Below are 24,967 nucleotides of genomic sequence, written 5' to 3'. Positions count from 1 at the left end.
CGCTTGGACGCCTTGAACATTCCGATAGGTCGCTAACTATATAAAAAGGCTCAGGCAACCTTGACCGCGTAGCCTTCCTCGCTGATCAGGCTGATCACCTCATCGCTGGACAGGCGGCTCTCGACTCCGACTTCCTTGGCCGCCAGATCCACCCGCACGGTGGCCGCCGGGTCCTTGCTTTGCAGCGCCTGGGTGATGGCACGCACACAGTGACCGCAGGACATGCCTTGAACGTTGAATACTTGCATTGCGCTTCTCCTGTATTGGGTTGGAGCAAGTCTTGTCCTTGCCACCGTGGCAAGGTCAAGTTCCGGATTGATCTGCCGGGCTGGAAATCGGCGGCGCGCTCGGCCAAGCTGCACGTCTTACGACATAACAGCGGGAGATTCAGCCATGCGCTGGTCAACTTTCAGCCTCGTCGGCCTCCTGGGCCTGTTCGCGGCAACCCCATCGGCGCTGGCCGCCGGAGAGGACTACGGCGTGCTGATCATTTCCAGGGAGCGGCTGGAAGTCGCCACGTCCTGCGAGATCGGCCTGTACATCCAGGACCAGCTTGCCGGTCGGCTGTTCCAGGAACAGAGCGCCTCGTTCAACCTGCCGCCGGGCAAGGTTTCTCTGCGCCTGAAACTGCTGCCAGGCCAGGCCCCGGGCTGCAATGCCGGGCTGCTTGCCCCGAGTTCCCAGGACATCAGCCTGCGGGCTGGCGATGTGCTGAAGTTCCGCATCGCCATGAACGCCTCGGGCATGTACCTCAAGCCCGCCGCCCTGGAATACTGACACCCCGCCCCCTGCCGAGCTCCCGGGGCCTGCTGTTCGCGCACTGCGAGCAGCCCCTGGGACAAAATGAAGCACCCGTGCAATGCCCCCTTGACCTTGCCTGCGTGGCAAGGTTGATCCTGTAGGCAACATTCACAGGGAGCGTCGCCATGCCTGAATCAACCACTTTCGACCTGCCGATTGCCGGCATGACCTGCGCCAGTTGCGCCGGGCGCGTAGAGCGTGCCCTGGGCAAGGTCGCCGGCATTCGCACGGTCAGCGTCAACCTGGCCACGGAACAGGCTCGGGTCGAAGCACCGCAAGACAGCCTGCCGGCCCTGCTGGAAGCCGTGGAAAACGCCGGCTACAGCGTGCCGGTGCAAGCCGTCGAACTGAGCATCGGCGGCATGACCTGCGCCACCTGCGCCGGGCGAGTCGAACGCGCCTTGAACAAACTCCCCGGCGTCCGCAGCGCCAGCGTCAACCTGGCCACCGAGCGTGCCCATGTCGAACTGCTGGGCCAGGTCGACCCGGCGCTGCTGGTCAATGCCGTGACCCAGGCCGGCTACTCCGCCAGCCTGTGGCAGGCCGAGCAGAAACAGGGCGACGAGCAACAGCAGAACCTGCGACGCGAGCGCTGGAGCCTGGTGCTGGCCATCCTCCTGGCCCTGCCCCTGGTGCTGCCGATGCTGGTGCAGCCGTTCGGCCTGCACTGGATGCTTCCGGCCTGGGCCCAGTTCGCCCTGGCCACCCCGGTGCAGTTCATCTTCGGTGCACGCTTTTATGTCGCGGCCTGGAAGGCCGTGCGCGCCGGCAGCGGCAACATGGACCTGCTGGTGGCCCTGGGCACCAGCGCCGGCTATGGCCTGAGCCTGTACGAATGGGCCACCGCCGCCGCGGGCAGCATGCCGCACCTGTACTTCGAGGCCTCGGCGGTGGTAATCGCCCTGGTGCTGCTGGGCAAATACCTGGAAAGCCGCGCCAAGCGCCAGACCGCCAGTGCCATCCGCGCCCTGGAAGCCCTGCGTCCGGAACGGGCGATCCAGGTCATCGACGGCCGCGAACAGGAAGTCGCGATCAGCGCCTTGCGCCTGGGTGACCTGGTGCTGGTCAAGCCCGGCGAGCGCTTTCCGGTGGACGGCGAAGTCATCGAAGGCCAGAGCCATGCCGATGAAGCGCTGATCAGCGGCGAGAGCCTGCCCGTGCCCAAGCAACCCGGCGACAAGGTCACCGGTGGCGCCATCAACGGCGAAGGCCGGCTGCTGGTGCGCACCCTGGCCCTGGGGGCGGAAACCGTGCTGGCGCGGATCATTCGCCTGGTGGAAGACGCCCAGGCCGGCAAGGCACCGATCCAGAAACTGGTGGATAAAGTCAGCCAGGTGTTCGTGCCCACTGTCCTGGTGCTGGCGCTGATCACGCTGGTGGGCTGGTGGCTGTACGGCGCACCGCTGGAAACCGCGGTGATCAACGCCGTGGCGGTGCTGGTGATCGCCTGCCCTTGCGCCCTGGGGCTGGCCACACCCACGGCGATCATGGCCGGCACCGGCGTGGCGGCCCGCCACGGCATCCTGATCAAGGATGCCGAAGCCCTGGAGCGGGCCCACGAAGTCAGTTCGGTGGTCTTCGACAAGACCGGCACCCTGACCTCCGGCACCCCGCGCATCGCCCATATGCAGGCGGTGGAAGGCGATGAAAACAGCGTGCTGCAACTGGCCGGTGCCCTGCAGCGCGGCAGTGAGCACCCTCTGGCCAAGGCCGTGCTGGACCTGTGCCAGGAACGCCAACTGCCGGTGGCTGACGTCAGCGCCAGCCAGTCCCTCACCGGGCGAGGCATCGCCGGCACCCTGGAGGGCCGCCAACTGGCCCTGGGCAACCGCCGCCTGCTGGAAGAAAGCGGCCTCAACCCCGGCGACCTGGCCCAGGCGGCCAGGGACTGGGAACACGAAGGCCGGACCCTGTCCTGGCTGATCGAGCAGAGCCCGCAATCCCGGGTGCTGGGACTGTTCGCCTTTGGCGACACCCTCAAGCCCGGCGCGTTGCAGGCGGTGCAGCAACTCAATGCACGGCATATCAGCAGCCATTTGCTGACCGGCGACAACCGCGGCAGCGCCAAGGTGGTGGCCGACGCCCTGGGCATCACCGACGTGCACGCCGAAGTGCTGCCGGCGGATAAGGCGGCCACGGTGGCCGAGCTGAAAAAGACCGGCGTGGTGGCCATGGTCGGGGATGGTATCAACGACGCCCCGGCCCTCGCGGCGGCGGACATCGGCATCGCCATGGGCGGCGGCACCGACGTGGCCATGCATGCGGCCGGCATCACCCTGATGCGCGGCGATCCACGGTTGATCCCGGCGGCCCTGGAAATCAGCCGCAAGACCTACGCGAAGATTCGCCAGAACCTGTTCTGGGCCTTCGTCTACAACCTGATCGGCATCCCGCTGGCGGCCTTCGGCCTGCTCAACCCGGTGCTCGCCGGGGCGGCCATGGCGCTGTCCAGCGTCAGCGTGGTCAGCAATGCGCTACTGTTGAAAACCTGGAAACCCAAAGACCTGGAGAACGCCGAATGAACATCGGCCAAGCAGCCCGAAAGAGCGGCCTGAGCGCCAAGATGATCCGTTACTACGAGTCCATCGGCCTGCTCAAGCCCGCCCATCGCAGTGACAGCGGCTATCGCCTGTATGGCGATGACGACCTGCACAGCCTGGCCTTCATCAAGCGCTCCCGGGACCTGGGGTTTTCCCTGGAAGAGGTGGGCAAGCTGCTGACCCTGTGGCAGGACCGGCAGCGGGCCAGCGCCGATGTGAAGGCCCTGGCCCGCCAGCATATCGACGAGTTGAACCAGAAGATCCGCGAGCTGGCAGGGCTACGCGACACCCTGCAGGACCTGGTGGAGCACTGCCAGGGCGACCACCGCCCGGACTGCCCGATCCTCAAGGAACTGGCCTCGGGCAGTTGCTGCGGATCCTGAGCCTGTGACCTGCCGGCCCATGTAGCCGCTGCCGAGCACTGGGCGAGGCTGCGAAAAGGCCCGCAGGACCTTGCTTGGCGATCTCCCGCCAGACCTCGGCGCCCTCAAGATCCCTGCGTCCCTTCGGGCCGTGCGCAGCCTTCGGCAGCGGCTACAAGATGCAAGGTGCAAGGTGCAAGGGGCCAAGGGGCCAAGGGGCCGGGTAGTTTGCGGGAATGAAAAATCCGGCCAAGGCCGGATTTTTTTATGGCATCACTGCATCCAGGGCGGAGGCGGTGGTTCTTCGGATTTGCCCGGCGGCACATCATCCGCCGCGCGTACTGCCTGGCGACGCTCCTCGTCCAGGCGCGCCGCTTCGATCTCGCGGATCACGCTGCCGACATCCGCCAGTTCTTCGGGGTCGTCGAACTCGCCGGTCAGCACGCTGCCCGGATGCAAGGTGCCAGCCTCGTACAGGGCCCACATTTCCTTGGCATACCGAGTGCCCTTGAGTTCCGGGGCAAAACGCCCGAAATAGGACGCCATGTTGCCGACGTCACGCTCCAGCATGCTGAAGGCATGGTTGTTGCCGGCAGCATCCACCGCCTGGGGCAGGTCGATGATCACCGGGCCATCCGGAGTCAGCAGCACGTTGAACTCGGAAAGGTCACCGTGCACCAGGCCGGTACACAACATCAGCACGATCTGGGAAATCAGGAAGGCGTGATATTCACGGGCCTGGTCCGGTTCCAGCACCACATCGTTGAGCCGCGGTGCCGCATCGCCGTACTCGTCGGCCACCAACTCCATCAACAGCACACCTTCGAGGAAGTCGAACGGCTTGGGCACCCGCACCCCGGCATTGGCCAGGCGGAACAACGCCGCCACTTCGGCGTTCTGCCAGGCGTCCTCGGTTTCCTTGCGCCCGAACTTCGAGCCCTTGGCCATGGCCCGCGCCTGACGGCTGTTACGAACCTTGCGCCCCTCCTGATACTCCGCCGCCTGACGGAAACTGCGTTTGTTCGCCTCCTTGTAGACCTTGGCGCAACGTAGCTCGTTGCCGCAGCGCACCACATACACAGCTGCCTCTTTACCACTCATGAGTGGGCGCAGCACCTCGTCTACCAGACCGTCTTCGATCAGCGGTTCAATGCGTTTTGGAGTCTTCATCAGCTTTTATTGTGGGTCCCTTGTTACCAAACACGCGAAAGTCACTCGTTATACGGCAATCCTCCCACGACGGGAAAGGGCTGCCGACCACCGAGCGACAGCAATGCACTCAATGTGCCAGATCAATCCATCGACGCCGCCAAGGATCATAGCCGAGACGGCGTCCGCAACCGTCCATCAGTGGCACTCAGGCCAGCCCCTTCGCGGGCCTGCCCGCGGAAGTTTTTTTCTGCCTGCGGCTCAATATTGCCCGGCGCCAGCCGAAGCCCTCAGAGAGACAGGGAGTTTGTCCGACAATCCAATAAAGACGTCAGCCACCGGCCAAGGTTCGATCGCCGCGGGCTCGACTTCACCCCAGGGATGCAATCAGCGTCATCTTTCAAGCTGCCGATAAATCCGCGAGTCGCCTGCACTTCGTGGTCTTACAAAAAACTGGAGCGCGGATGAACATCAAACAGAAATTGACCTGGGCCTTTGCCGTCATCGCCAGCCTGCCCGTGGTGCTGGTAGCCACGCTGGTGGTGATCAACCTGCGCAGCGAGGCCGAAAACACCTTCGTCGACGGCAGCGGCCGCGAGATCCGCCAAGTGGCCAACGCCATGCAGCTGTTCTTCGAAGGCATCAGCCAGAACATCGATTACCTGGCCGCTCAACCCTTGATCACCCAGGCCGGCGACAACCTCAAGACCTGGATGAGCGCCGATGCCGCGAAGGCCCCGGAAGGCGAGCAGGACAAACGAATCTTCGAGCTGTTCGCCGCCATGGCCGCCAGCCATCCTGCCTATTCCTATGTGTCCTATGGCGTGAGCAACGGCGGATACGTCTCCTGGCCCGCCGACCTGAAGCTGGCCAACTACGACCCCCGCGTACGCCCCTGGTACAAGACCGCCCAGGCCAACCCGGGCAAGACCCTGCGCACCGAGGCCTATTACTGGGCCAGCGACGATGCGGTGCTGGTCAGCACCGTGCGCTCGCTGGCCAACCAGTTGGGCCCCCAGGGCGGCGTGGTCGCAGTCGACGTGTCGCTCAAGCAGCTCACCGAGATCGTCAAACAGATCAAGCTGGGTGAATCGGGCTACCTGATGCTGATGGAAAACAACGGCACGGTGCTGGTGGACCCCAAGCAGCCGGAGCACAACTTCAAGGCCCTGGGCAGCCTCGGCGAGGGTTACGCGCAACTGGCCAAGGCCGGCAAGGGCCTGGTGCAGGTGGAACTGGGCGGCGAGCACTACATGGCCAACGTCTGGCCTTCGGAGCAACTGGGCTGGACCTTCATCGGCCTGATCAAGCAGAACGAAGTCATGGGCGCGGCCACCCAGCTGACCTGGATCATCGCCGGTATTGCCGCGATCCTGGCGGTGCTGTTCGCAGTGCTCGGGGCGAGTTTCGCCAGCCTCATCGTGCGGCCGATCCGCGGCGTGGCCAGTGGCCTGGAAGGCATTGCCCAAGGCGAAGGCGATCTGACCCGCAGTCTGAATATCCGTGGCAGCGACGAAACCGCGCAGTTAGCCAACTGGTTCAACCAGTTCCTGGCGGCAATCCGCAACCTGATCCAGAGCATCGGCCAGGCCGCGCAGAAGATCCTCGCCACTTCCCACAGTTCGACCCAGGTCTCCAGCGACATGGCCGAAGCCGCCGGGCGCCAGCGCGAAGCGGTGGACATGGTGTCCACCGCCTTCCACGAAATGGTCGCCACCGCCAACGAAGTGGCCCGTTCCTGCAGCCAGGCCGCCGAGTCGGCGGACAGTGGCCAGCGCCAGGCCCGGGAAGGCCAGCAGCAGATCGATGACGCGGTGCACAGCGTCGATCGCCTGAGCCAGGAGATCGAACAGTCGGCGCAGTCGATGCAGCAACTGGAACGCGACAGCACCGACATCCAGTCGATCCTCGGCACCATCCGCTCGATCGCCGAACAGACCAACCTGCTGGCGCTGAACGCGGCCATCGAGGCCGCCCGGGCCGGGGAGCAGGGTCGCGGTTTTGCCGTGGTGGCCGACGAGGTGCGGGCCCTGGCCAAGCGTACCGCCGACTCCACTGCCGAGATCGACGGGCTGCTGGGCAACCTGGCCAAACGCACCAGCGCCGTGACCCAGCAGATGCACGCCAGCCTGGAAGTGTCCCAGCAATCGGTGAACCGCATCGGCCTGGCGCGCAACAGCTTCGGGCAGATCCGCGAATCGGTGGACGTGATCCGCGACATGAACACCCAGATCGCCACCGCCGCCGAAGAGCAGCATCAGGTGGCGGAAGACATCAACCGGCACATCAGCCAGATCCATGGCGATGCGCAACTGGTGGCGGAACTGGCGAACTCGGCGCGCCTGGACTCCCAGAGCCTGGCGGGGCTGTCCAATGAGCTGGACGCCCTGGTACGGCGCTTCAAGACCTGAAGACGCTTTCGCCGGCAAGCCGGCTCCTACGGATGGGCGGCATTTCTGTGTAGGAGCCTGCGTGCCGGGGAAGGCCACGAACCTCAGCGCTCGATGATCGCCGTCACGCCCTGGCCGCCCGCGGCACAGATGGAAATCAGCCCGCGCCCCTGCCCCGCCACACTCAGCAGCTTCGCCAGGTTGGCGACGATGCGCCCGCCGGTGGCGGCAAACGGGTGCCCTGCCGCCAGGGAACTGCCTTTGACGTTGAGCCGGGCGCGATCGATGCTGCCCAGAGGTGCCTCCAGGCCCAGCCTGGCCTTGCAGTACTCGGGGTCTTCCCAGGCCTTGAGAGTGCACAGCACCTGGGCGGCGAAGGCTTCGTGGATCTCGTAGTAGTCGAAGTCCTGCAGGCTCAGGCCATTGCGCGCCAGCAAGCGCGGCACGGCGTATACCGGGGCCATCAGCAGGCCCTCGGCGCCGTTGACGAAGTCCACCGCCGCGGCCTCGCCGTCGCGCAGGTAGGCAAGAACCGGCAGGCCCCGCTCCCTGGCCCACGCTTCACTGCCCAACAGCACCAGCGAGGCGCCATCGGTCAGGGGCGTGGAGTTGCCCGCCGTCAGCGTGCCGCTGGCGCTACGGTCGAAGGCCGGCTTGAGGCTGGCGAGCTTTTCCAGGGTCAGGTCCGGGCGCAGGTTGTTGTCCCGGGTCAGGCCGAGGAAGGGAGTGATCAGGTCGTCCTGCCAGCCTTCGGCGTAGGCGGCGGCCATTTTCTGATGGCTTTCCAGGGCCAGTTGATCCTGATCGGCGCGGGCAATGTTCCAGGTCTTGGCCATCTGCTCGCAGTGCTCGCCCATGGACAAGCCGGTGCGCGGCTCGCCATTGCGCGGCAGTTCCGGCTTGAGGTGATGGGGCCGCAGTTGCAGCAGGGTCTTGAGCTTGTCGCCGGTGCTCTTGGCGCGGTTGGCCTGCAACAGGATCTTGCGCAGGCCTTCGTTGACCCCGATCGGCGCATCCGAAGTGGTATCCACCCCGCCGGCGATGCCGCAGTCGATCTGCCCCAGGGCGATCTTGTTGGCCACCAGCAGCGCCGCTTCCAGGCCCGTGCCGCAGGCCTGCTGGATATCGTAGGCCGGGGTGGTGGGCGAAAGCCGCGAGCCGAGGACGCATTCGCGGGTCAGGTTGAAGTCCCGGGAATGCTTGAGCACGGCACCGGCGGCCACCTCGCCAAGGCGCAGGCCGTGCAGGTTGTAGCGCTCGATCAGGCCCTCCAGGGCGGCGGTGAGCATCGCCTGGTTGCTGGCGGTGGCATAGGGGCCGTTGGAACGGGCGAAGGGGATGCGGTTGCCGCCGATAATCGCGACGCGACGCAGCTGTGTCATGGAAAGCTCCCTATTCTGTGAGTGCGACTGCGGTGGGTACCTCCTCCAGCGTAGGAGGGATCTGGCCGATCGAACGACCCAGGGCCATTCATGGTCCACACTTTGAACCCCAACCTTCGGAGTGCGTTCCATGTCTGACCGTTATATCGACTTCGCCAACTCGTCCATCGGCCAGCGCCTGGTCGGGGCTCTTGGCTTGCCGTCGCCGGTACGCCTGGAGCGCTGGCAAGCCGGTCGCCTGCGGCCTATCGAAGGTGCGCTGTTGCTCGGCGGCGGCGCGCTGGCACAGCAGGTGGCCGCCCTGGCGCCGCGCCTGACCGATGGCATCTACAGCTATGGCGCCGACCCGTCCCTGGCCACCCCCTGGATTCCCGGCCACGGGCCCCGGCTCAAGGCCGTGGTGTTCGACGCCAGCGAGCTGCTGCACACAGACCAGCTCAAGCAATTGCGGGAATTCTTCCAGCCACTGCTGAGAAACCTCGAGCCCAGCGCCCACCTGGTCATCCTCGGGCGCGCCCCGGAAACCCTTGACGAGCCCTTCGCCGCCAGCGCCCAGCGCGCCCTGGAAGGCTTCAGCCGCTCCCTGGCCAAGGAACTGCGCAACGGCGCCACCCTGCAATTGCTGTATGTGGCAGCCGGAGCGGAAGAACAGCTGGAAGGCGCCTTGCGCTTCTTTCTCTCGCCCAAGAGCGCCTACGTTTCCGGGCAGGTGATCCGCTTGCAGCCCTGCGCGACCCAGGTCCAGGACTGGAGCCGCCCGCTGGCCGGGCGCAAGGCCCTGGTCACCGGCGCCGCCCGCGGCATTGGTGCGGCCATCGCCGAAACCCTGGCCCGGGACGGTGCCCAGGTCCTGCTGCTGGACGTGCCCCAGGCCAAGGCCGATCTGGAAGCCCTGGCGGCCCGTCTCGGCGGCCGCGCCATCTGCCTGGACATCTGCGCCGAAGACGCTCCGGCACAGTTGATCGAGCAACTGCCGGAGGGCATCGACATCCTGGTGCACAACGCCGGCATCACCCGGGACAAGACCCTGGCCAACATGACCCCGGAATACTGGGACGCGGTGCTGGCGGTGAACCTCAATGCGCCCCAGGTGCTGACCCAGGCCCTGCTGGACAGCGCACGCCTGCACGACCATGGCCGGGTGATCCTGCTGGCCTCCATCAGCGGCATCGCCGGCAACCGCGGGCAAACCAACTACGCCGCCAGCAAGGCCGGGCTGATTGGCCTGGCCCAGGCCTGGGCGCCGCTGCTGCACGCCCGGGATATCAGCATCAATGCCGTGGCGCCGGGCTTCATCGAGACCCAGATGACCGCCAAGGTGCCCTTCGCCCTGCGCGAAGCTGGAAGGCGCATGAGTTCCCTGGGCCAGGGCGGCCTGCCCCAGGACGTTGCCGAAGCGGTGGCCTGGCTCGGCCAGCCGGGCAGCGGCGCCGTCAGCGGGCAGGCCCTGCGGGTCTGCGGACAAAGTCTCTTGGGGGCCTGAAAATGACTGCACACTGGCACGAACTGAACCTGCCCGCGTCCCTGCCGCCGCTGTTTCTCAAAGCGGCAATGCGCCGACGGATCAACGGCACGCAGTTACCCGAATACGGCCTGCGCTGCTGGATCAGCCTGGCCCCCGGGCAACTGGCGGGCTACCGCAAGGTCTGCGGCTTTGCCGATAACGGCCTGCTGCCCGCGACCTACCCCCATGTACTGGCGTTTCCCTTGCAGATGCAGCTGCTCACTGCCCGGGACTTTCCATTTCCGCTACTGGGGCTGATTCACCTGGGCAACAGGATTCGTGTGTTGCGCCCCATGGGCAATGTCAGCAGCGTTCGAATCGGGGTCCAGGTGTGCAACCTGCAACCCCACGCCAAAGGCGCAACATTCGACCTGGTGACCACAGTGGACGATTTGCTGGGCCCCCTCTGGGAAGCGCAAAGCCGCATGCTCTGCCGTGGAGTCAAGTTGGCGGGAGAACCTTCCAGCCAACACTTGCCCAACGCCGACAACCTCGGCGAAGTCGCCTGCTGGCGCGCCGAGCGTGATATCGGCCGGCGCTACGCCAGGGTTTCCGGCGACTACAACCCGATCCACCTGAGCGCCTGGAGCGCCCGGCTGTTCGGCTTTCCCCAGGCCATCGCCCATGGCCTGTGGAACAAGGCGCGCACCCTGGCAGCCCTGAGCGAGCATCTGCCAGCAGCGAACATCGAAGTGACGGTGCAGTTCATGAAGCCCGTGCTGCTGCCCGGCGAAGTACGCCTGCTGGCCAGTGCCGGGGGTTCAAGCGGAGAACTGCAGTTGCTGGGCAGCGGCGAGTTGCAGCATATGCTGGGCAACTGGCAGCCCATCGCCTGAGGGGCCTCAGCCCCGGCGGATCAGCACCACCCCGACGACGATCAGCAGCAATCCGGCAATCTTGCCGAGGCTGACCGGCGCTTCCCGAAACCCTACCCAGCCAAAGTGGTCCAGCGCCAGAGCCATGCTCAACTGGCCGGCCAGCACCAGCGACATGAACAGCAGGGCGCCGACCCGCGGCCCGGCAAAGGCGGCCGTGGTAATGAAGAACGCCCCCAGCAGGCCGCCGCACCAATGCCACCAGGTCAGGCCCTTGAGGGCACCCAGGGTCGGCATTTCGCGCTGCAGCACCACCAGCACCAGCAGCGCCGCGGTGCCGACAAAAAAAGAGATCAGGGCCGCAGCCAGCACCCCGCCGACCTGCTTGGCCAGTTGACCGTTGATTCCGGCTTGCAGGGCGAGAAAGGCCCCGGCAACAAACGGCAGGCACAGCAGCCACCAGACCGGCATCTGCATATTGAGCTCCAGAGAGTTTTGGGCGGCGCAGTATAAACCAGGCCCCCCATCCCCCTGCCAGCCACTAAACCCCAACGGGAAAGTGCAAGTACCGCGAACTCTGCACAAAAACAGCCTATTAATTGTATATATATAACTTTAGTTGAACGAGCACTTCCCAAGGACACTAAAAAACACCAAATCATTGTTTTAAAACAATTCATCACACACTAGGAGCGCCAACCAATACTTTGAGACTAGCTACTTGTAAATCAATAAACCGAGCAAAAATAAGTCATTAATACCAAGTTCATAATTGTTCAATTTATTCCCTGCGCCTTTTATGTAGACAACGGACGAAGGTATCTCCAGCGCAAGAACTGGAGAGCTATCGAAAACAACGAACGTTGTAACAGGTGCAAGGAATACCAGACATGAAAACTCAATTCGGATGGAAAGCGTTAACGGCAATAACCATGATCCTGACCCTCAGCCTGGCAGGCTGCAGCGGCGGTGGTGGCGGTCATAAAAGTGGTGGCAGCAGTTCGCCAGCCAGTGCCAGCGGCGGTACTGACGGCACTGGTGGCACTGGTGGCGGCACCGGCGGAACAGGAGGCACTGGAGGTGGCACTGGTGGTACCGGTGGAGGCACAGGTGGTACCGGCGGCACTGGCGGAGGCACAGGTGGCACAGGTGGCACAGGTGGCACAGGTGGCACAGGTGGAACTGGCGGCACCGGAGGAACTGGCGGTACCACCACTCCCCTGACGACCAGCAGCCTGGTCTCGGATCTGGGTACCACCCTCAGTGGCGTCGGTACCGGTGTCAGCGGCCTGGGCACTTCCCTGGCCACCGTACCCGTGGTTGGAGGCGTGGTACAAAGCGCCGTCAACACCACCGGCAACGTGGTGGACACCGTCGGTGACGGCCTGACCAACGGCCTCGGCACTTTGGGCACCGATCCCAAGGCCCTGAGCAAGACCACCGCCACCGTCGGCAACGTGGTCAGCGATGTGGGTACCGGGGTCACCGACCTCAGCGGCAAACTGGCAACCACCACCCAGAGCGTTCCGGTAGTGGGTGGCCTGGTGACCAGGGTGGCTCCGGTAGTCGGCGGCGTAGGCACCCGGGTGACCATGCTCGGTAATACCCTGAGCACCGTCACCAGCAGCGGACCTCTGGGAACACTGACCGACAATGTCGGCGATAAGGTACTGGTTCCAGTGGTCAGCCTGGCGGAAGACGTGACCGGCAATATCGGCGGCGCCACCGGTCTTGGCTCCCCTGTAAAAGGTCTGCTCAATGGCGTAGCTCAGGCCGTGGACAGCACCGGTAACAAGATCACTGACGCTGGCAACGGCAACCCTGTAACAAATCTGTTGGGCAACACCCTGAGCAACGCAAGTACGGCCGTGGGCACTGCCGGCGGTTATGTGAGCAACTCGGGTAGCGGAACCGGGAATGGCAGTGGCCTCGGCGGCAACAACGGCCTGCTGGAAACTGTCGGCGGTGCAGTGGCCAACTTGAGCAACGGCCTGAATGCCGGCAATACCAACGGTACCGTTAGCGCAGGCGGGGTCACCGGAGCGGCAGCCGGCAACCTGATCGCCTCGGTAGGCGGCGCTCTGGGCGGCAGCGGTACCCCTAACCTGGTAGTCACTGCACCATTGGCCAGCGTCGGAGTGAGCCTGGGTTCGGCATTGAACCCCGTCACCAGTTCGGTTGCCGGCCTGACTCAGCAAGTAGGTGCAGCTACCGGCCTGGGTAGCCCGACCAGCAGTCTTCTGGGCCAGGTGGGCGGCGCAGTCAGCAACGTAGGCGCGGGCGTGGCCAGCAATAGTGGCGCCAATCCGATAGGTACCGCCTTGGGCAGCACCCTTGGAGCCGTGGGCAACACCGTGGCTTCGGTTGGCGGCCTGGTCAACGGCAGCACAGCGCCCAGTGGCGGCTTGCTCGGTGGCCTTGGCGCCAACGCCAGCGCCAGTGGCAGTGCCTCTGCCGGTGCGGGCCTCAATGGCGGCCTGGGTGGCGTGCTCGGCGGCCTGACCGGCGCCCTGGGCGGCAACAAGAAATAATTTGCACCTGGCCGATTCGACGGCCTCACCTGCAGCGCCTACGCTTGGTTGAGGGCGAGAGATTCCCATGAGTCTCTCGCCTTTTTGTTTATCCAGAGACAAGCATCCAGAGCCAGATCGTGGCCAAGACCCGAGCGGCAACTGGAGCCAGGAACTTTCTACACCGCTGCGGCTCGACCATGGAGTGTCCTATGCGCACGTTGGCCAGTTTGTTGTTAGTTGGATGCTGTACCTCCGTTTACGCCGACTCCCTTCCGCGCTTTCTCAACAGCAATGACAGCATCAACAACCTGCCCCAACCCAACCTGCCGGTGGATGCCTACCGCCCGGCAACTCCGCAACCGCAACTACCCGAGCAACCCACTGCGCCGCAAGGCCAGCAGCCGCTGATGATGGGCACCAAGGTCACGGTGCGCCAGGTGCAGATCGAGGGCGGCACGGTCTACCCCCTGGAAGAACTGGCAGCGATCTACCAGCCACTGATCGGCCACGAGGCCAGCTTCGGCCAGTTGATCGAAGCCACGCGCAGCATTACCCGGCGCTATCAGAAGGACGGCTACCTGCTGTCCTACGCCTTCATGCCACAGCAGAACTTCGACCAGGGCGTGCTGCGGGTGGTGCTGGTGGAAGGCTACATTCGGGACTACCAGCTGCAGGGCGATATAGGTCCGGTATCCGCTTACCTGGACAAACTGGTGAGCAAGCTCAAGGCCGAGCGCCCGCTGACCCGCAAGACCTTCGAACGCTACACCACACTGATGAGCAAGGTTCCCGGGGTCACCCTGCAGGCGGTAGTGCCGCCACCGGGCACTACCGACGGCGCAACCCAACTGGTGGCCGTGGCCAGCCGCAAGGCCATCGCCACCACCCTCAACAGCACCGACGACAACCGCAACGGCCTGCAGGCCCTGGTGGGCATCACCAGCAACTCGCAGACCGCCTGGGGCGAACAGCTCAGCCTCAGCGGGCTGTTCCCGCCGGGCCACGACAAGGAACACTACTACCGCCTGGACTACAGCCAGTTGCTGGGTTCGGAAGGCACGCAACTGAGCCTCTACGGCGCTCGCTACCGCGCCGACCCACGGAGCAACGTGCAGCTGGACAACGGGATCGAGCTGGAGCCCCATCGGGAGAACGACCGCTTTTCCATCGGCGTCAGCCACCCTTTCATCGCCTCGCCCAATGAAATGCTCACCGCCGGCACACGCCTGTATGCGGTAAATGACAAGACCCGTTACCGGGTCAGCAACAGCCCGCTGACCCTGGAAGAAAAAACCGACATCCGCGCCCTGGCGCTTGAGGCGGACTGGAGCAAGTCCGATCCGCGCCAACTGCGGATTCTCAGCGCCGGCCTGTATCGGGGCCTGGACAGCATGGGCGCCGAGACCAACAACAGCCTCTACGATCTGGATTTCTTCCGCCTGCGCCTGGCCGGGGTACAGAGCGATCGTTTCCTGGACAATTGGCAAGGCGTGCTTTCCGCCGCCTGGTACTGGAGCAACGACAACCTGCCCGACAGCGAGCGGGCGTCCTTTGGCGGGCAGAACTTCGCTCGCGGCTACCCCGATGACCAGGCGACCGGGGACAAGGGCTGGGGCGTGGCCTACGAAGTGAACTACAGTTTCAACCGCGAGGGGCCCTGGGTGCGTGTGCTGCAGCCCTATGTGGTGCTGGACCGCTCCAAGACCTGGTTCAACCAGCTGCCGGTCAGGGGCAGCAGCCTGTCATCCGCCGCGGTCGGTTTGCGTTTCGGTGATGCCAAGCACTACAACATCGCCCTGGAAGCGGCCAAGCCAATGTCCGATGAAGCCCTCGACACCTACAACCGCAAGCCACGCTATACCTTGAGCTTCAGCTATCAACTTTGAGCATCCGGATGACTGAGACCCGCTTTCGAGCGGGTCTTTTTTTGCCGCCAGGACAGCACCGGCCAAACCCTGGGGTCAGGGGCCAACGATATGCAGCCGGGGTTCGGGAAACAGATTGTTGAGGGTTTCCAGCAGGCGCACGTGGTAGATCGGCTTGCGAAACAGGTCCAGGACCTGCAGCCGCAGCAGGTCGCTGACGTCATCCATGTCGGCATGCCCCGACATGACGATCACCGGCAGGTGCTGGCGCGCGGTGTGCTCGCGCAGGCGCTTGATCAGCGACAGGCCGCTTTCCTCGGGCATGCGCAGGTCAGTGATTACCAGGGCGATATCCGGATGCCGGGTGAGGTGGTCCAGGGCAAGTTTCACCGAGGTGGCAGTGAAGCAGCAGAAACCCTCGCCTTCGAGCAGTTCGGCAAGCTCCAGCAATGCATCCTCTTCGTCATCGACCAGAAGAAGTTGCTGACGTGAGGATGGGGAAGTCATGGACGGTACCCTGGTGTGAACTTCATGCAAGTGGGTGAACGCAGCCAATGCACAGCCGGCCGGGCGGAACCCAACCACCGGCAGGCCTTTGGTTAGGCAAACCGCAGGCCTGCACGAGACCCGGAGGGCTGGAAGGTCGGGCGATCACAGCCCAGCGGCTGCTCAGCTGGGCCCCTCCATGCTCAAGGGGTAGGACGGGTGACGGTGGTGCCTCCGAGGTTAGTCAGGATGTTGTTGAAAATGGCCAGAACACGATCGCCCAGGGGGGTGACGAACGCCACGACCACAACGGCCACCATGGCCACGACAATGGCGTACTCGATGGCGGATGCGCCTTCGGTGCGGTCAAAAAACTGGCGCGCCCTGAGCAACAAGTATTGGAAAATCATCCTAGCTCTCCTTGCGCCGCAAGGCGCCGTTGGAACAGCACCGGGCAAATTCCCCGGTGCCACCTGAGCATTGTCAACAAAGACCGGCCCAGCAACTGTAAGAACTGATTAGTCAGTAAGTATTAATTGGAAGGTAGGTGCCAAAAAACCTGCCCATGTGGACAGACTCATACCTTTGTTAGCTATTTTTGGGTGAGTTAATGGCATTTCGTCCTAGCTCTACTACCTTCACATAGCGAAATAGTTGCATGTTCATAGCTGCCTGATTGCGAAATTAACTCGTTTGGAATCACGGGCTGGTAGTGCAGCAGGAAAGGGAGAGCCTTCATGAACAGTCGCCTCACCATGGGTCTGGCCGGACTTCTTCTGGTAGGTGCGGTGTTTTTCGGTTACTGGGGCCTGGTTCTCAGTCGTAAACCCGAACCAGCACCACCGGTTCAACCCGTGGCGCCGAGTGTCGTCGAACCAACCACCACCAGCGCAGAAGACCAGACCCGCCAACCGGTGGTCGTGCTGGTGCGCGATGTGCCGCCCTTCGTGCCCCTCGCCGCCGACGATCTGGCGCTGGAAAAACTGCGTACCGCGCCGGCCGGCAGCCTCAGCGCCATCAGCCAGGCGGTGGGCCGTACACCCTGGCGGCAGTTGAATGCCGGCACCTGGCTCAATGAGCAGAGCTTCAGTACCGGCGGCGCCCTGGCGCGGATGATTCACAGCGACGAACGAGCCCTGGCGGTCGCGGTCGACGAGGTGATCGGCGCCGCCGGGCAACTGAGCCCGGGGGACTATGTCGATGTCGTGCTGTTCCTGCGCCAGGACACCAGCAACCCGCAGCAGTCGGCACAGATCGCCGTGCCCGCCATGCGCGTGCTGGCTGTCGGCGAACAGCTGGGCCTGGCCAATGACGGGCAGCCCGCCTCCCCCGGGTTGAGCAACGAAGAAAAGCTCAAGCAGGACCAGCGCCGGCTGAATGCGCGCACGGTGGTCCTGGCCGTCCCCGAACAGCTCTTGAGCCGGCTGATGCTCGCCACCCAGGTCGGTGTGCTGCGCCTGGCCGTGCGCAGCAGCGAGGAACAGCGCCTGGCCCATTACTGGGCCGGCAACGAAGAAGCCCGCGAGCACCTCGATGCCGCCAACAGCAACCTGTTCCAGTTCAACCAACTTGCCCTGGGCAGCGCCCCGCGCGCACCGGCCGCCCAAGGTGGCGCCGCACGGTCGGCGGTGGAAGTGATCCGGGGCAACCAAGTCACTCAACAAACTCCCTGATTGAGCAAGGATGCACTACATGCGCAGTCGTTCCATGCCACTGTTCTCCGCACTGCTGACCCTGAGCCTTGGCCCGCTGCTCTGCACCCAGGCCCTGGCTGCGGCGGTGGCAGGCTGTTCGAGCCTGGCACCGTTGCCCGCAGTGCTGGAGATCGGCGAAGGCTTGCAGCAGGAGCTGCAATCTGCGGTGGCCATCACCCGCCTGGCGGTGGGCGACCCGAAGATCGCGGACGTCCAGACCACCGGCAACAAAGCCTTCCTGCTCACCGGCATGGCGCCCGGCGCCACCAGCCTGATGGTCTGGACCGCCTGTGCCAGTACCCCACGCCAGAGCATGGTGTTTGTCCAGGGCCGGGCCACCGCCGACATGAGCACCGGCCGCCTGCCGGCCAGTGACGATCCACTGCTGCCCAGCCAGGTGCAGACCGACATCCGCTTTGTCGAAGTCAGCCGCACCAAGCTCAAGGAGGCCAGCGTTTCGATCTTCGGCCGCGGGCACAACTTCCTGTTCGGCGCGCCCGGCACCGCCCCCGTTACCAGTGGCACCTCCGGCAGCGTGACCCCCACCTTCGGCGGCCGCCGGACCAACATCCCGCTGGACAACGGCACCTTCAACATCGGCTTCGGCAACGGTCGGGTGCTGACCCTGATCAACGCCCTGGAAGGCAGCGGCTTCGCCTACACCCTCGCCCGCCCGTCCCTGGTGGCCCTCAGCGGCCAGAGCGCAAGCTTCCTGGCCGGGGGCGAAATCCCCATCCCGGTGCCCAGCACCGGCAGCAACAGCGTGACCATCGAATACAAGGAGTTCGGTATCCGCCTGACCCTCACGCCCACTATCGTCGACCGCGGGCGTATCTCCCTTAAGGTTGCCCCGGAGGTCAGCGAACTGGACTACAGCAACGCCGTGACCATTGCCGGGACCCAAGTCCCGGCGCTGACCATACGCCGCACCGATACCAGCATTTCCCTGGCCGACGGCGAAAGCTTCGTCATCAGCGGCCTGATCAGCACCAACAACAGCTCTCAAGTGAACAAGTTTCCAGGGCTGGGGGACATTCCGGTGCTCGGTGCCTTCTTTCGCGACACCACGATCAATCGCGAAGAGCGTGAACTGTTGATGGTAGTGACCCCGCACCTGGTCCAGCCCCTGGCCGCCGATGCCAAGCTGCCGGCCCTGCCCGGCGAACGGCTGCGCAACTACGACCCGAACTTCTACCGCATGTTCTTCCTCGAGAACGGCAACTTCGACAAGCGCAGCGGGTTGTCGCAATGAACCAGGACCTGAGCCAGACGTTTCTCGCCATCACCCGCAACAGCACCGACCTGGAGTGGCTGCAAGGCGCCCTGGCGCCCCTGGGCCAGGTCGTGGGTGCCGATGGCAGTCTCGACGAACTGCTGGCACTGGTGGATGTGACCTTCGCCAACCTGGTGTTCGTCGGCCTCGATCGCGAACACGTGGTGGCCCAGGCGGCCCTGATCGAAGGCGCCCTGGAGGCCAAGCCGATGCTGGCGATCGTCGCCCTCGGTGATGGCATGGACAACCAGCTGGTGCTCAATGCCATGCGCGCCGGCGCCCGCGACTTCGTCGCCTATGGCTCACGCTCCAGTGAAGTGGCCGGGCTGGTCCGGCGTCTGAGCAAACGCCTGCCGGCAGTGACACCCAACACGCAACTGGGCGGCCTGACCGTGCTCTATGGCGCCCAGGGCGATGGCGACGGCGCCCTCCTGGCCAGCCACCTGGCGCTGGTGGTGCAAAAGAGCGGCCAGCAGACCCTGCTGCTGGACCTGGGCCTGCCCCGGGGCGACAGCCTGGCGCTGCTGGGCCTGGAAAGCTCGTTCCACTTCGGCGACGCCCTGCGCCACCTGCGGCGCCTGGATGCCACGCTGATCGACAGCGCTTTCACCAGCGCCGAGGCAGGCCTGCGGATCCTCGCCTACGCCAGCCACGACGCGCCTCTGGAGCACACCAGCGCGGCGGAGCTGTACATGCTCCTCAGTGCCTTGCGCCAGCACTTCCAGCACATTGTGGTGAACCTTGTCGGCCAGCCGGACAGCGAGGCCCTGCGTACCTTCGTCAGCCATTGCGACAAGCTGCTGTGGTGCACCGACCAGAACGTGCTCGACTGCCGGCGCAACCTGGCCATACTCAATCACTGGCGTGAAAAAGGCATGAAACTCGAGCATGCGCGCTTGCTGGTCGACCGCTACCTGCGCACCGTGGCACCGGATTCCGAGACCCTGGGCAAGACCTTCGGCCTGGAGGTGATCGCGGTGCTGGCCTACAGCCCCGAGGTGCGCCTGAACGCCAAGAACCAGGGCGTTACCCTGTTCGAACTGGCCCCGCGCGAGGCCCTGAGCCAAAGCCTGCGTACCCTAGGCGAGCGGCTGGCGAAACGCTCCCAGGGCCTGCCCAAGCCCAAGGCCGGCTGGCTCAATCGCATCATGGGGGCAGATGAGCGGCGAAAAACTCTTTGGCGCCCCACCCCGCGCAGGCGCCGGCAACAGCGACCACGAAGGCCTGAAGCTGGTGCTGCATCGCTACATCATCGATGCCATCGAAGAGTCGGGGAAAAACCTGCTGGAAAGCTCCCGGCAGAACCTCTCGCAATTCGTCACCGACAAGGTGGCGGAGTACATCGCGCGCATGCACCTGGCGATCTCGCGCTATGAAATGGAGCGGCTGGCCGAGGAGATCGTCGACGAGCTGACCGGCTTCGGCCCCCTGGAAGTGCTGTTGCGCGATCCGGCGGTGACCGAGATCCTGGTGAACGGCCCGCATCGGGTGTTCGTCGAACGTGAAGGCGTGCTGCACCAGAGCGACCTGCGCTTCATCGACGCCCACCATGTGGAGCGGGTGATGCAGCGGATTCTCGCGCCCCTGGGCCGACGCCTCGACGAGTCCTCGCCAATGGTCGATGCGCGCCTGCCGGACGGCAGCCGGGTCAACGCGATCATCCCGCCCATCGCCCTGGACGGGCCCTGCCTGTCGATTCGAAAGTTTCGCAAGGACATGCTCAAGAGCAGCGACCTGATTGCCATGCAGACCATCGACCTGGCGATCTTCGAATTCATCCAGGAAGCGGTGGGCAAGCGCTGCAACATCCTGATCAGCGGCGGCACCGGCACCGGCAAGACCACCCTGCTGAACATCCTCAGCCAGTTGATCAACCCCCATGAACGGCTGGTCACCATCGAGGACGTGGCCGAACTGCAGCTGGGCCACCCCCACGTGGTCCGCCTGGAAACCCGCCCGCCCAATGCCGAGGGGCACGGCGAGGTGAAGGCCAGCGATCTGATCCGCAACGCCCTGCGGATGCGTCCGGACCGGATCATCCTCGGCGAGATCCGTGGTGTGGAAGTACTGGACGTGCTGACCGCAATGAACACCGGCCACGACGGCTCCATGAGCACCGTGCACGCCAACAACGCCCAGGATGCCCTGCTGCGCCTGGAAACCCTGGTGGGCCTGACCGGCCGCCAGATCGCCGAGCGCACCCTGCGGCAGATGATCTGTGCCGCCCTGGATGTGGTGATCCAGTTGACCCGCATGCCCGATGGCCGGCGTTGCGTCAGCGAAGTCGTGGAAGTGGTGGGCATACGTGACGACATCTACGTCACCAACACCCTGTTCCGCCTGGATCGTCGTACCGGCTTCGGCTTCCTGCGCGAGGCGATGAACCCTGCGGGTGACAAACTGCGCCGCGAAAGCGGGCTGGGCGTCAATTGAACCGGCGAGGTGGCCCATGATCGGTCTGCTGTTTACCTTGATCTGCCTGCTTCTGCTGGGGCTTTCCGGCTGGCTGTTCTACCACGGCGTGCGCAAGACCGAGCGGGAACGAGTGCTCAACCGCCTGGCCGAAGGGCAGCCCGACCTGACGCCGCAACGCACCTCCTGGGGTGGCCTGGAGCGCGCGTTCGCCCGGGCCGGCCTCGGCCAGCCCAGCGAGCGCCTGGGCCTGTGGCTGGCGGTGTGGGTGGTGCTGATGCTGCTGGGCTATGTACTGGCGAGCTGGCTCGGCCTGTTGGGCGGCATCCTCCTGCCACCCCTGCTGCTGCGGCTGTATATCGCCTGGCTGTATCAGCGCCGGCTCAAGCGCATGATCGAACAACTGCCGGCCTTGCTCGATCACAGCGTGCGCAGCCTGAAGTCCGGGCGCACCCTGGCGGACGCCGTGCTGGGTGCCATCGAGGCCAGCAACGACCCGCTGAAGAACGCCATGGGCCGCATCCAGCGCAACGTGCAACTGGGGGTCAACCTGCCGGACGCGGTCAGCGATTTTGCCGAGTTCTACGAGCAGGACGAACTGCGCATGTTCGCCCTGGGCCTGAAGGTCAATCATCGCTACGGCGGCAACGCCAGCGAGTTGCTGGAAAACCTGATCAAGCTGATCCGCGAGCGCGAGCAAGGGGCGCGGCAACTGAGCGCGATGACCGGGGAAACCCGCATGACCGCCTGGGTCCTGGGAACCCTGCCGCTGTTGCTGGTGGGCTACTTCATGCTGACCAACCCGGGCTACATGCTGGGCATGTGGCACGACTCCGCGGGGCAGAAAATGCTGATCACCGCGGTGTGCCTGCAGATCTTCGGCTGCCTGGCCCTTTGGCGCATGTTGAGGAGCATCTGAAATGCTGGTACTGGCCGCTGCACTGATGTTTCTCGGGGCGTTGCTGCTGCTTGGCAACGGTTTGCTGGAACAGCGCCGGCGCGAGCGCCAGATCGCCCAGCGCTTGCAGGGCAACATGACCCGCGACAGCCGCCTGGGCAACTGGCTGCGACTGCTGGGCGACAGCCGCTTCGGGCAGCGCGCGGTGAGCATGGACAGTGAAACCCAGACCCTGCTCAACCGTCTGGGCTGGCGCCGCGCCAGAGAGCGCTCACTGTTCGCCGCCAGCCAGATCGCCACGCCGGTGCTGGCCGTGTGCCTGGTGATCTTCATCCAGGAAGTGGCCTTTGCCCAGACCCAGAGCAAGTGGCTGGTACCCATGCTGGCACTCGGTGCCGGCTACCTGCTACCCAAGCGTGCGCTGGCCTACGCCGCCAAGCGCCGGCAGAAGCACATCGCCCTGGAGATCTCGACCTTCATTCCCCTGCTGCGCATCCTGTTCGAGTCGGGCATGGCAGTGGAGCAAGCGTTACGCGTACTGAGCAGCGAAGCGCAAAAGCTGCTGCCGGAACTGACCCAGGAACTGCGCCTGATCCTGGCCCGTGTCGACTCGGGGCTGGAGCTGGGCCATGAACTCAACCAGACCGCCACCCTGCTGGCGGTGGACGAGTTCACCGACACCTGCGTGATTCTCCAGCAACTGATCCTGCAGGGCGGCGGGGCAATGAAATCGCTGCAGGCGCTCAAACAACTGCTGGACGACCGGCGCCTGACCCGCCTGCAGGAATACATCTCGAAAATGTCCGCAAAAATGTCGGTGGTGATGATGCTGTTTCTCTTCCCCGCCCTGTTGATCGTGCTGGCCGGGCCAGGCTTCACCGCCATCGCCCGGGCCTTCGCTTCCTAAGAGGGAACCTGATGAAAGCCATGATTGCCGTTGCCAGCCTGTTGCTGCTCGGAGGATGCGCCAGCAACGGCCAGACGCCCTGGGCGGCCCTGACCAACTCCAGCAGTTGCGCCAAGCTCAGCTCCGAGCAGGAACTGGCAGTGAACCTCGCCGACGAAATGGCCACCGATGGCAAGCTGCACGCCAGCCTGGCCAACCTGCAGAACCTGCCGGACAACCTCGCCGAGGTGCGCGTACGCAAGGCGCGAGTCTATCGGTTGCTGGGCCGCAGTGAGGCCGAACCCTTGTACCGCAGCCTGCTGGGCTCGTGCCTGGCCGCCGAAGGCGAGCACGGCCTGGGGCAGTTGGCGGCAGCCAGGGGCGACAACGGCCAGGCCCAGGCGCACCTGCAACGGGCCGCGCGCCTGGCGCCGACCAATGAAAGAATCCGCAATGACCTGGGGGTGGTCTACCTCAACCAGTTGCGCATCGAGGATGCGCGCTTCGAGTTCCTCACCGCCATTGAGCTCAAGCAGTCCGAGCCCCTGGCGGCCATCAACCTGGTGACCCTGTTGCTCTACCAGGACAACTGGCAGCAGGCCGCGCAAGTGGTCAGCCAGGCAAGCCTGAACCCGCAGCAGTTCGCCCAGGCCCAGGCCCGCGCCGAAGAGCTCAAGGCCCCGACCGCCCCGCGCGCCAAGGTGACCCAGGTCGCCAGTGGCGCTACCACCTTGCAGCCAGACACCGCACCCGCCAAGGAGCGCTGATGATGAAACTGCCGATGTTCTATTGCACTGCCCTGCTGGCGCTGCCCCTGGCCGCCCAGGCCATCGAGGCCGGCCCTGCTTCGCCCCAGCAACAGGAAACCGAAGCCTGGCTACTGTTGCAGAACCGCAACCTGGCGTCCTCGCCCCAGCCTCAGACGGCCACGCCCACCGAACGCGAGCTGGCGCTGCAGCGCTGGATGAAGAAATACAAATACGAGATCCCGGACCTGTACGACCCGGACGCCGGCGGCAAGGTGGAAACCAAGTAGGAGAAAGCCCGCAACCGGCGGCGAACGGCTCGCCGCCGCAGGCTCAGTGGGCAGTCACCCGCTGGCGCAGCCCGGAATTGCTCGGTGACAGGGCCAGGGCCAGCTGTGTGCGGTTATGCATGTGGGTCAGGCGCAGTACCTGGGAGACATACAGCTTGACGGTGTTTTCGGTGATCCCCAGCTCGCAGGCAATCTGGTAGTTGGTCTGGCCCTTGCCCACCAGTCGGGCCACATCCAGTTGCCGCGGCGACAGCTGGTTGAAGATGGCCGGGATCTCGATGGCATCCCCTTCGCCGGCGCCTTCGCCCCGGGGCTCTTCGCTGCGGCTGGTAGCCGGGCTGCGCCGGACCTTGTCCAGGTCCTGGTACAGGTCATCGATGGATTCGGAAAGAAACTGCAGCTTCTGGTTGAGGTGCCCCAGGTGCAGGTTCTTCTGCCGTTCCTGCAAGGCGACCTCCTGACGCTGCAGGCCTTCGAGGAGTTCGTCCAGGTCGATGGGCTTCTGGTAGTAGTCGGCGATGCCGGCGCGCAGGGCCTTGATCACGTCCTGCTTGTCGGACTGCCCGGTGAGCATGATGGCTTCGAACACCCGCTGCTTGCCGGCCATCCGTTGCAGTTCCTGGACCAGCTGAATGCCGTCCATATCGGGCATGTGCAGATCGCAGAGCACCAGGGAAATTTCCGGGTCCCTGTTGAAGCACTCCAGCGCCTGGCGGCTGGATTGGCAAGGGACACAACGGTAACCGCTGCTTTCGAGGAACTCGCAAAGCTCTTCGACAATCAGGGGCTGATCGTCGACCACGAGCACCTTCATCTGTGAGGTGAGCTTGTTCACGTGCTACTCCGTGCGGGCCAATCGCCGATTGGCCACTCCTGTGCTGCCACGCATGATCCGGGCAGCCACGACTTAAAACCTAGACCTACTTTCCGACTATGTACATAGCATTAATGGGTCCGGCGA

The 24,967-nt window shown here is 64.6% G+C and carries 22 protein-coding genes and 1 pseudogene; 16 read left to right on the top strand and 7 right to left on the bottom strand.

Going from position 1 to position 24,967, the window contains the following annotated elements:
- Positions 1 to 50 precede the first annotated feature (50 nt).
- Positions 51 to 248 (bottom strand): cation transporter, encoded by a 198-nt coding sequence (locus KI242_RS03650; RefSeq protein WP_011059081.1) that lies wholly within the window; start codon positions 246 to 248, stop codon positions 51 to 53.
- Between the two features lie 145 nt (positions 249 to 393).
- On the opposite strand from KI242_RS03650, the gene KI242_RS03645 reads away from it, so the two are divergent.
- The 3 genes from KI242_RS03645 to cueR all read left to right on the top strand — a co-directional run bounded on the left by KI242_RS03645 (position 394) and on the right by cueR (position 3,724).
- The gene (locus KI242_RS03645) at positions 394 to 777 is read left to right on the top strand and encodes a hypothetical protein (protein ID WP_011059080.1); all 384 of its coding nucleotides are present in this window, start codon (positions 394 to 396) and stop codon (positions 775 to 777) included.
- Positions 778 to 926: 149 nt separating this feature from the next.
- Positions 927 to 3,323 (top strand): heavy metal translocating P-type ATPase, encoded by a 2,397-nt coding sequence (locus KI242_RS03640; protein WP_123473035.1) that lies wholly within the window; start codon positions 927 to 929, stop codon positions 3,321 to 3,323.
- Positions 3,320 to 3,724, top strand: a complete 405-nt coding sequence (cueR, locus tag KI242_RS03635; RefSeq protein WP_011059078.1) for a Cu(I)-responsive transcriptional regulator — start codon at positions 3,320 to 3,322, stop codon at positions 3,722 to 3,724. The genes KI242_RS03640 and cueR overlap by 4 nt, the downstream gene beginning before the upstream one ends.
- A 252-nt stretch (positions 3,725 to 3,976) precedes the next feature.
- Here cueR and KI242_RS03630 read toward each other — a convergent pair whose 3' ends face one another.
- Positions 3,977 to 4,873 (bottom strand): PA4780 family RIO1-like protein kinase, encoded by an 897-nt coding sequence (locus KI242_RS03630; protein ID WP_053156183.1) that lies wholly within the window; start codon positions 4,871 to 4,873, stop codon positions 3,977 to 3,979.
- A 443-nt stretch (positions 4,874 to 5,316) separates the two neighbouring features.
- On the opposite strand from KI242_RS03630, the gene KI242_RS03625 reads away from it, so the two are divergent.
- Positions 5,317 to 7,263: a methyl-accepting chemotaxis protein gene (locus tag KI242_RS03625; RefSeq protein WP_011059076.1), complete on the top strand. Its 1,947-nt coding sequence runs from the start codon at positions 5,317 to 5,319 to the stop codon at positions 7,261 to 7,263.
- Between the two features lie 83 nt (positions 7,264 to 7,346).
- Here KI242_RS03625 and KI242_RS03620 read toward each other — a convergent pair whose 3' ends face one another.
- The gene (locus tag KI242_RS03620) at positions 7,347 to 8,624 is read right to left on the bottom strand and encodes an acetyl-CoA C-acetyltransferase (RefSeq protein ID WP_011059075.1); all 1,278 of its coding nucleotides are present in this window, start codon (positions 8,622 to 8,624) and stop codon (positions 7,347 to 7,349) included.
- 130 nt (positions 8,625 to 8,754) lie between these two features.
- On the opposite strand from KI242_RS03620, the gene KI242_RS03615 reads away from it, so the two are divergent.
- Together KI242_RS03615 and KI242_RS03610 are read left to right on the top strand one after the other, a co-directional pair.
- Positions 8,755 to 10,107 (top strand): 3-oxoacyl-ACP reductase, encoded by a 1,353-nt coding sequence (locus KI242_RS03615; RefSeq protein ID WP_011059074.1) that lies wholly within the window; start codon positions 8,755 to 8,757, stop codon positions 10,105 to 10,107.
- Between the two features lie 2 nt (positions 10,108 to 10,109).
- Positions 10,110 to 10,964 (top strand): MaoC/PaaZ C-terminal domain-containing protein, encoded by an 855-nt coding sequence (locus KI242_RS03610; RefSeq protein WP_123473036.1) that lies wholly within the window; start codon positions 10,110 to 10,112, stop codon positions 10,962 to 10,964.
- A gap of 6 nt (positions 10,965 to 10,970) precedes the next feature.
- Here the strand turns inward: KI242_RS03610 and KI242_RS03605 are convergent, their stop codons facing one another.
- On the bottom strand, positions 10,971 to 11,420 hold the full coding sequence (locus KI242_RS03605; protein ID WP_041115753.1) for a DMT family transporter: 450 nt from the start codon (positions 11,418 to 11,420) through the stop codon (positions 10,971 to 10,973).
- A 413-nt stretch (positions 11,421 to 11,833) separates the two neighbouring features.
- Here KI242_RS03605 and KI242_RS03600 point away from each other — a divergent pair, with 413 nt between their 5' ends.
- Both KI242_RS03600 and KI242_RS03595 read left to right on the top strand, forming a co-directional pair.
- The gene (locus tag KI242_RS03600) at positions 11,834 to 13,474 is read left to right on the top strand and encodes a collagen-like triple helix repeat-containing protein (RefSeq protein WP_212805907.1); all 1,641 of its coding nucleotides are present in this window, start codon (positions 11,834 to 11,836) and stop codon (positions 13,472 to 13,474) included.
- 191 nt (positions 13,475 to 13,665) lie between these two features.
- On the top strand, positions 13,666 to 15,342 hold the full coding sequence (locus KI242_RS03595; protein WP_011059070.1) for a POTRA domain-containing protein: 1,677 nt from the start codon (positions 13,666 to 13,668) through the stop codon (positions 15,340 to 15,342).
- Positions 15,343 to 15,417: 75 nt separating this feature from the next.
- Here KI242_RS03595 and KI242_RS03590 read toward each other — a convergent pair whose 3' ends face one another.
- Together KI242_RS03590 and KI242_RS03585 are read right to left on the bottom strand one after the other, a co-directional pair.
- Positions 15,418 to 15,828, bottom strand: a complete 411-nt coding sequence (locus KI242_RS03590) for a response regulator (protein WP_011059069.1) — start codon at positions 15,826 to 15,828, stop codon at positions 15,418 to 15,420.
- A gap of 182 nt (positions 15,829 to 16,010) precedes the next feature.
- The gene (locus tag KI242_RS03585) at positions 16,011 to 16,217 is read right to left on the bottom strand and encodes a Flp family type IVb pilin (RefSeq protein ID WP_011059068.1); all 207 of its coding nucleotides are present in this window, start codon (positions 16,215 to 16,217) and stop codon (positions 16,011 to 16,013) included.
- Between the two features lie 327 nt (positions 16,218 to 16,544).
- On the opposite strand from KI242_RS03585, the gene cpaB reads away from it, so the two are divergent.
- The 8 genes and pseudogenes from cpaB to KI242_RS03545 all read left to right on the top strand — a co-directional run bounded on the left by cpaB (position 16,545) and on the right by KI242_RS03545 (position 24,006).
- The gene (gene cpaB, locus KI242_RS03580; RefSeq protein WP_210671041.1) at positions 16,545 to 17,480 is read left to right on the top strand and encodes a Flp pilus assembly protein CpaB; all 936 of its coding nucleotides are present in this window, start codon (positions 16,545 to 16,547) and stop codon (positions 17,478 to 17,480) included.
- Positions 17,481 to 17,499: 19 nt separating this feature from the next.
- Entirely contained in the window at positions 17,500 to 18,753 is a 1,254-nt protein-coding gene (locus tag KI242_RS03575) for a type II and III secretion system protein family protein (RefSeq protein WP_053148923.1), read from the top strand.
- Positions 18,750 to 19,922: pseudogene (locus KI242_RS03570) on the top strand (pilus assembly protein); the annotation flags it as partial. The gene KI242_RS03575 and the pseudogene KI242_RS03570, both read left to right, overlap by 4 nt.
- A 10-nt stretch (positions 19,923 to 19,932) precedes the next feature.
- Positions 19,933 to 21,207, top strand: coding sequence for a CpaF family protein (locus KI242_RS03565; RefSeq protein ID WP_011059064.1), 1,275 nt, complete (start codon positions 19,933 to 19,935; stop codon positions 21,205 to 21,207).
- 16 nt (positions 21,208 to 21,223) lie between these two features.
- Positions 21,224 to 22,105 (top strand): type II secretion system F family protein, encoded by an 882-nt coding sequence (locus KI242_RS03560; RefSeq protein WP_041115745.1) that lies wholly within the window; start codon positions 21,224 to 21,226, stop codon positions 22,103 to 22,105.
- Position 22,106: 1 nt separating this feature from the next.
- The gene (locus KI242_RS03555) at positions 22,107 to 22,991 is read left to right on the top strand and encodes a type II secretion system F family protein (RefSeq protein WP_212805906.1); all 885 of its coding nucleotides are present in this window, start codon (positions 22,107 to 22,109) and stop codon (positions 22,989 to 22,991) included.
- Between the two features lie 11 nt (positions 22,992 to 23,002).
- Positions 23,003 to 23,737, top strand: coding sequence for a tetratricopeptide repeat protein (locus KI242_RS03550; protein WP_212805905.1), 735 nt, complete (start codon positions 23,003 to 23,005; stop codon positions 23,735 to 23,737).
- Positions 23,737 to 24,006 (top strand): DUF3613 domain-containing protein, encoded by a 270-nt coding sequence (locus KI242_RS03545; RefSeq protein WP_077933287.1) that lies wholly within the window; start codon positions 23,737 to 23,739, stop codon positions 24,004 to 24,006. The genes KI242_RS03550 and KI242_RS03545 overlap by 1 nt, the downstream gene beginning before the upstream one ends.
- Before the next feature lie 43 nt (positions 24,007 to 24,049).
- Here the strand turns inward: KI242_RS03545 and KI242_RS03540 are convergent, their stop codons facing one another.
- A complete protein-coding gene (locus tag KI242_RS03540; protein WP_011059059.1) occupies positions 24,050 to 24,841 on the bottom strand; it encodes a response regulator transcription factor in 792 nt (263 codons plus the stop codon).
- Positions 24,842 to 24,967 lie beyond the last annotated feature (126 nt).

Origin of the sequence: Pseudomonas sp. Eqa60 (assembly GCF_018326405.1) — a bacterium.
GTDB classification, from domain to species: Bacteria; Pseudomonadota; Gammaproteobacteria; order Pseudomonadales; family Pseudomonadaceae; genus Aquipseudomonas; species Aquipseudomonas protegens.
Note: the sequence above shows the minus strand (reverse complement) of the source record. Positions and strands in the feature narration are given on the sequence as shown.

Excerpts from the sequence above, each read along its gene's own strand:
- KI242_RS03650 (WP_011059081.1), bottom strand. The coding sequence starts at position 248 with ATGCAAGTATTCAACGTTCAAGGCATGTCCTGCGGTCACTGTGTGCGT.
- KI242_RS03645 (WP_011059080.1), top strand. The coding sequence starts at position 394 with ATGCGCTGGTCAACTTTCAGCCTCGTCGGCCTCCTGGGCCTGTTCGCG.
- KI242_RS03640 (WP_123473035.1), top strand. The coding sequence starts at position 927 with ATGCCTGAATCAACCACTTTCGACCTGCCGATTGCCGGCATGACCTGC.
- cueR (WP_011059078.1), top strand. The coding sequence starts at position 3,320 with ATGAACATCGGCCAAGCAGCCCGAAAGAGCGGCCTGAGCGCCAAGATG.
- KI242_RS03630 (WP_053156183.1), bottom strand. The coding sequence starts at position 4,873 with ATGAAGACTCCAAAACGCATTGAACCGCTGATCGAAGACGGTCTGGTA.
- KI242_RS03625 (WP_011059076.1), top strand. The coding sequence starts at position 5,317 with ATGAACATCAAACAGAAATTGACCTGGGCCTTTGCCGTCATCGCCAGC.
- KI242_RS03620 (WP_011059075.1), bottom strand. The coding sequence starts at position 8,624 with ATGACACAGCTGCGTCGCGTCGCGATTATCGGCGGCAACCGCATCCCC.
- KI242_RS03615 (WP_011059074.1), top strand. The coding sequence starts at position 8,755 with ATGTCTGACCGTTATATCGACTTCGCCAACTCGTCCATCGGCCAGCGC.
- KI242_RS03610 (WP_123473036.1), top strand. The coding sequence starts at position 10,110 with ATGACTGCACACTGGCACGAACTGAACCTGCCCGCGTCCCTGCCGCCG.
- KI242_RS03605 (WP_041115753.1), bottom strand. The coding sequence starts at position 11,420 with ATGCAGATGCCGGTCTGGTGGCTGCTGTGCCTGCCGTTTGTTGCCGGG.
- KI242_RS03600 (WP_212805907.1), top strand. The coding sequence starts at position 11,834 with ATGAAAACTCAATTCGGATGGAAAGCGTTAACGGCAATAACCATGATC.
- KI242_RS03595 (WP_011059070.1), top strand. The coding sequence starts at position 13,666 with ATGCGCACGTTGGCCAGTTTGTTGTTAGTTGGATGCTGTACCTCCGTT.
- KI242_RS03590 (WP_011059069.1), bottom strand. The coding sequence starts at position 15,828 with ATGACTTCCCCATCCTCACGTCAGCAACTTCTTCTGGTCGATGACGAA.
- KI242_RS03585 (WP_011059068.1), bottom strand. The coding sequence starts at position 16,217 with ATGATTTTCCAATACTTGTTGCTCAGGGCGCGCCAGTTTTTTGACCGC.
- cpaB (WP_210671041.1), top strand. The coding sequence starts at position 16,545 with ATGAACAGTCGCCTCACCATGGGTCTGGCCGGACTTCTTCTGGTAGGT.
- KI242_RS03575 (WP_053148923.1), top strand. The coding sequence starts at position 17,500 with ATGCGCAGTCGTTCCATGCCACTGTTCTCCGCACTGCTGACCCTGAGC.
- KI242_RS03565 (WP_011059064.1), top strand. The coding sequence starts at position 19,933 with ATGAGCGGCGAAAAACTCTTTGGCGCCCCACCCCGCGCAGGCGCCGGC.
- KI242_RS03560 (WP_041115745.1), top strand. The coding sequence starts at position 21,224 with ATGATCGGTCTGCTGTTTACCTTGATCTGCCTGCTTCTGCTGGGGCTT.
- KI242_RS03555 (WP_212805906.1), top strand. The coding sequence starts at position 22,107 with ATGCTGGTACTGGCCGCTGCACTGATGTTTCTCGGGGCGTTGCTGCTG.
- KI242_RS03550 (WP_212805905.1), top strand. The coding sequence starts at position 23,003 with ATGAAAGCCATGATTGCCGTTGCCAGCCTGTTGCTGCTCGGAGGATGC.
- KI242_RS03545 (WP_077933287.1), top strand. The coding sequence starts at position 23,737 with ATGATGAAACTGCCGATGTTCTATTGCACTGCCCTGCTGGCGCTGCCC.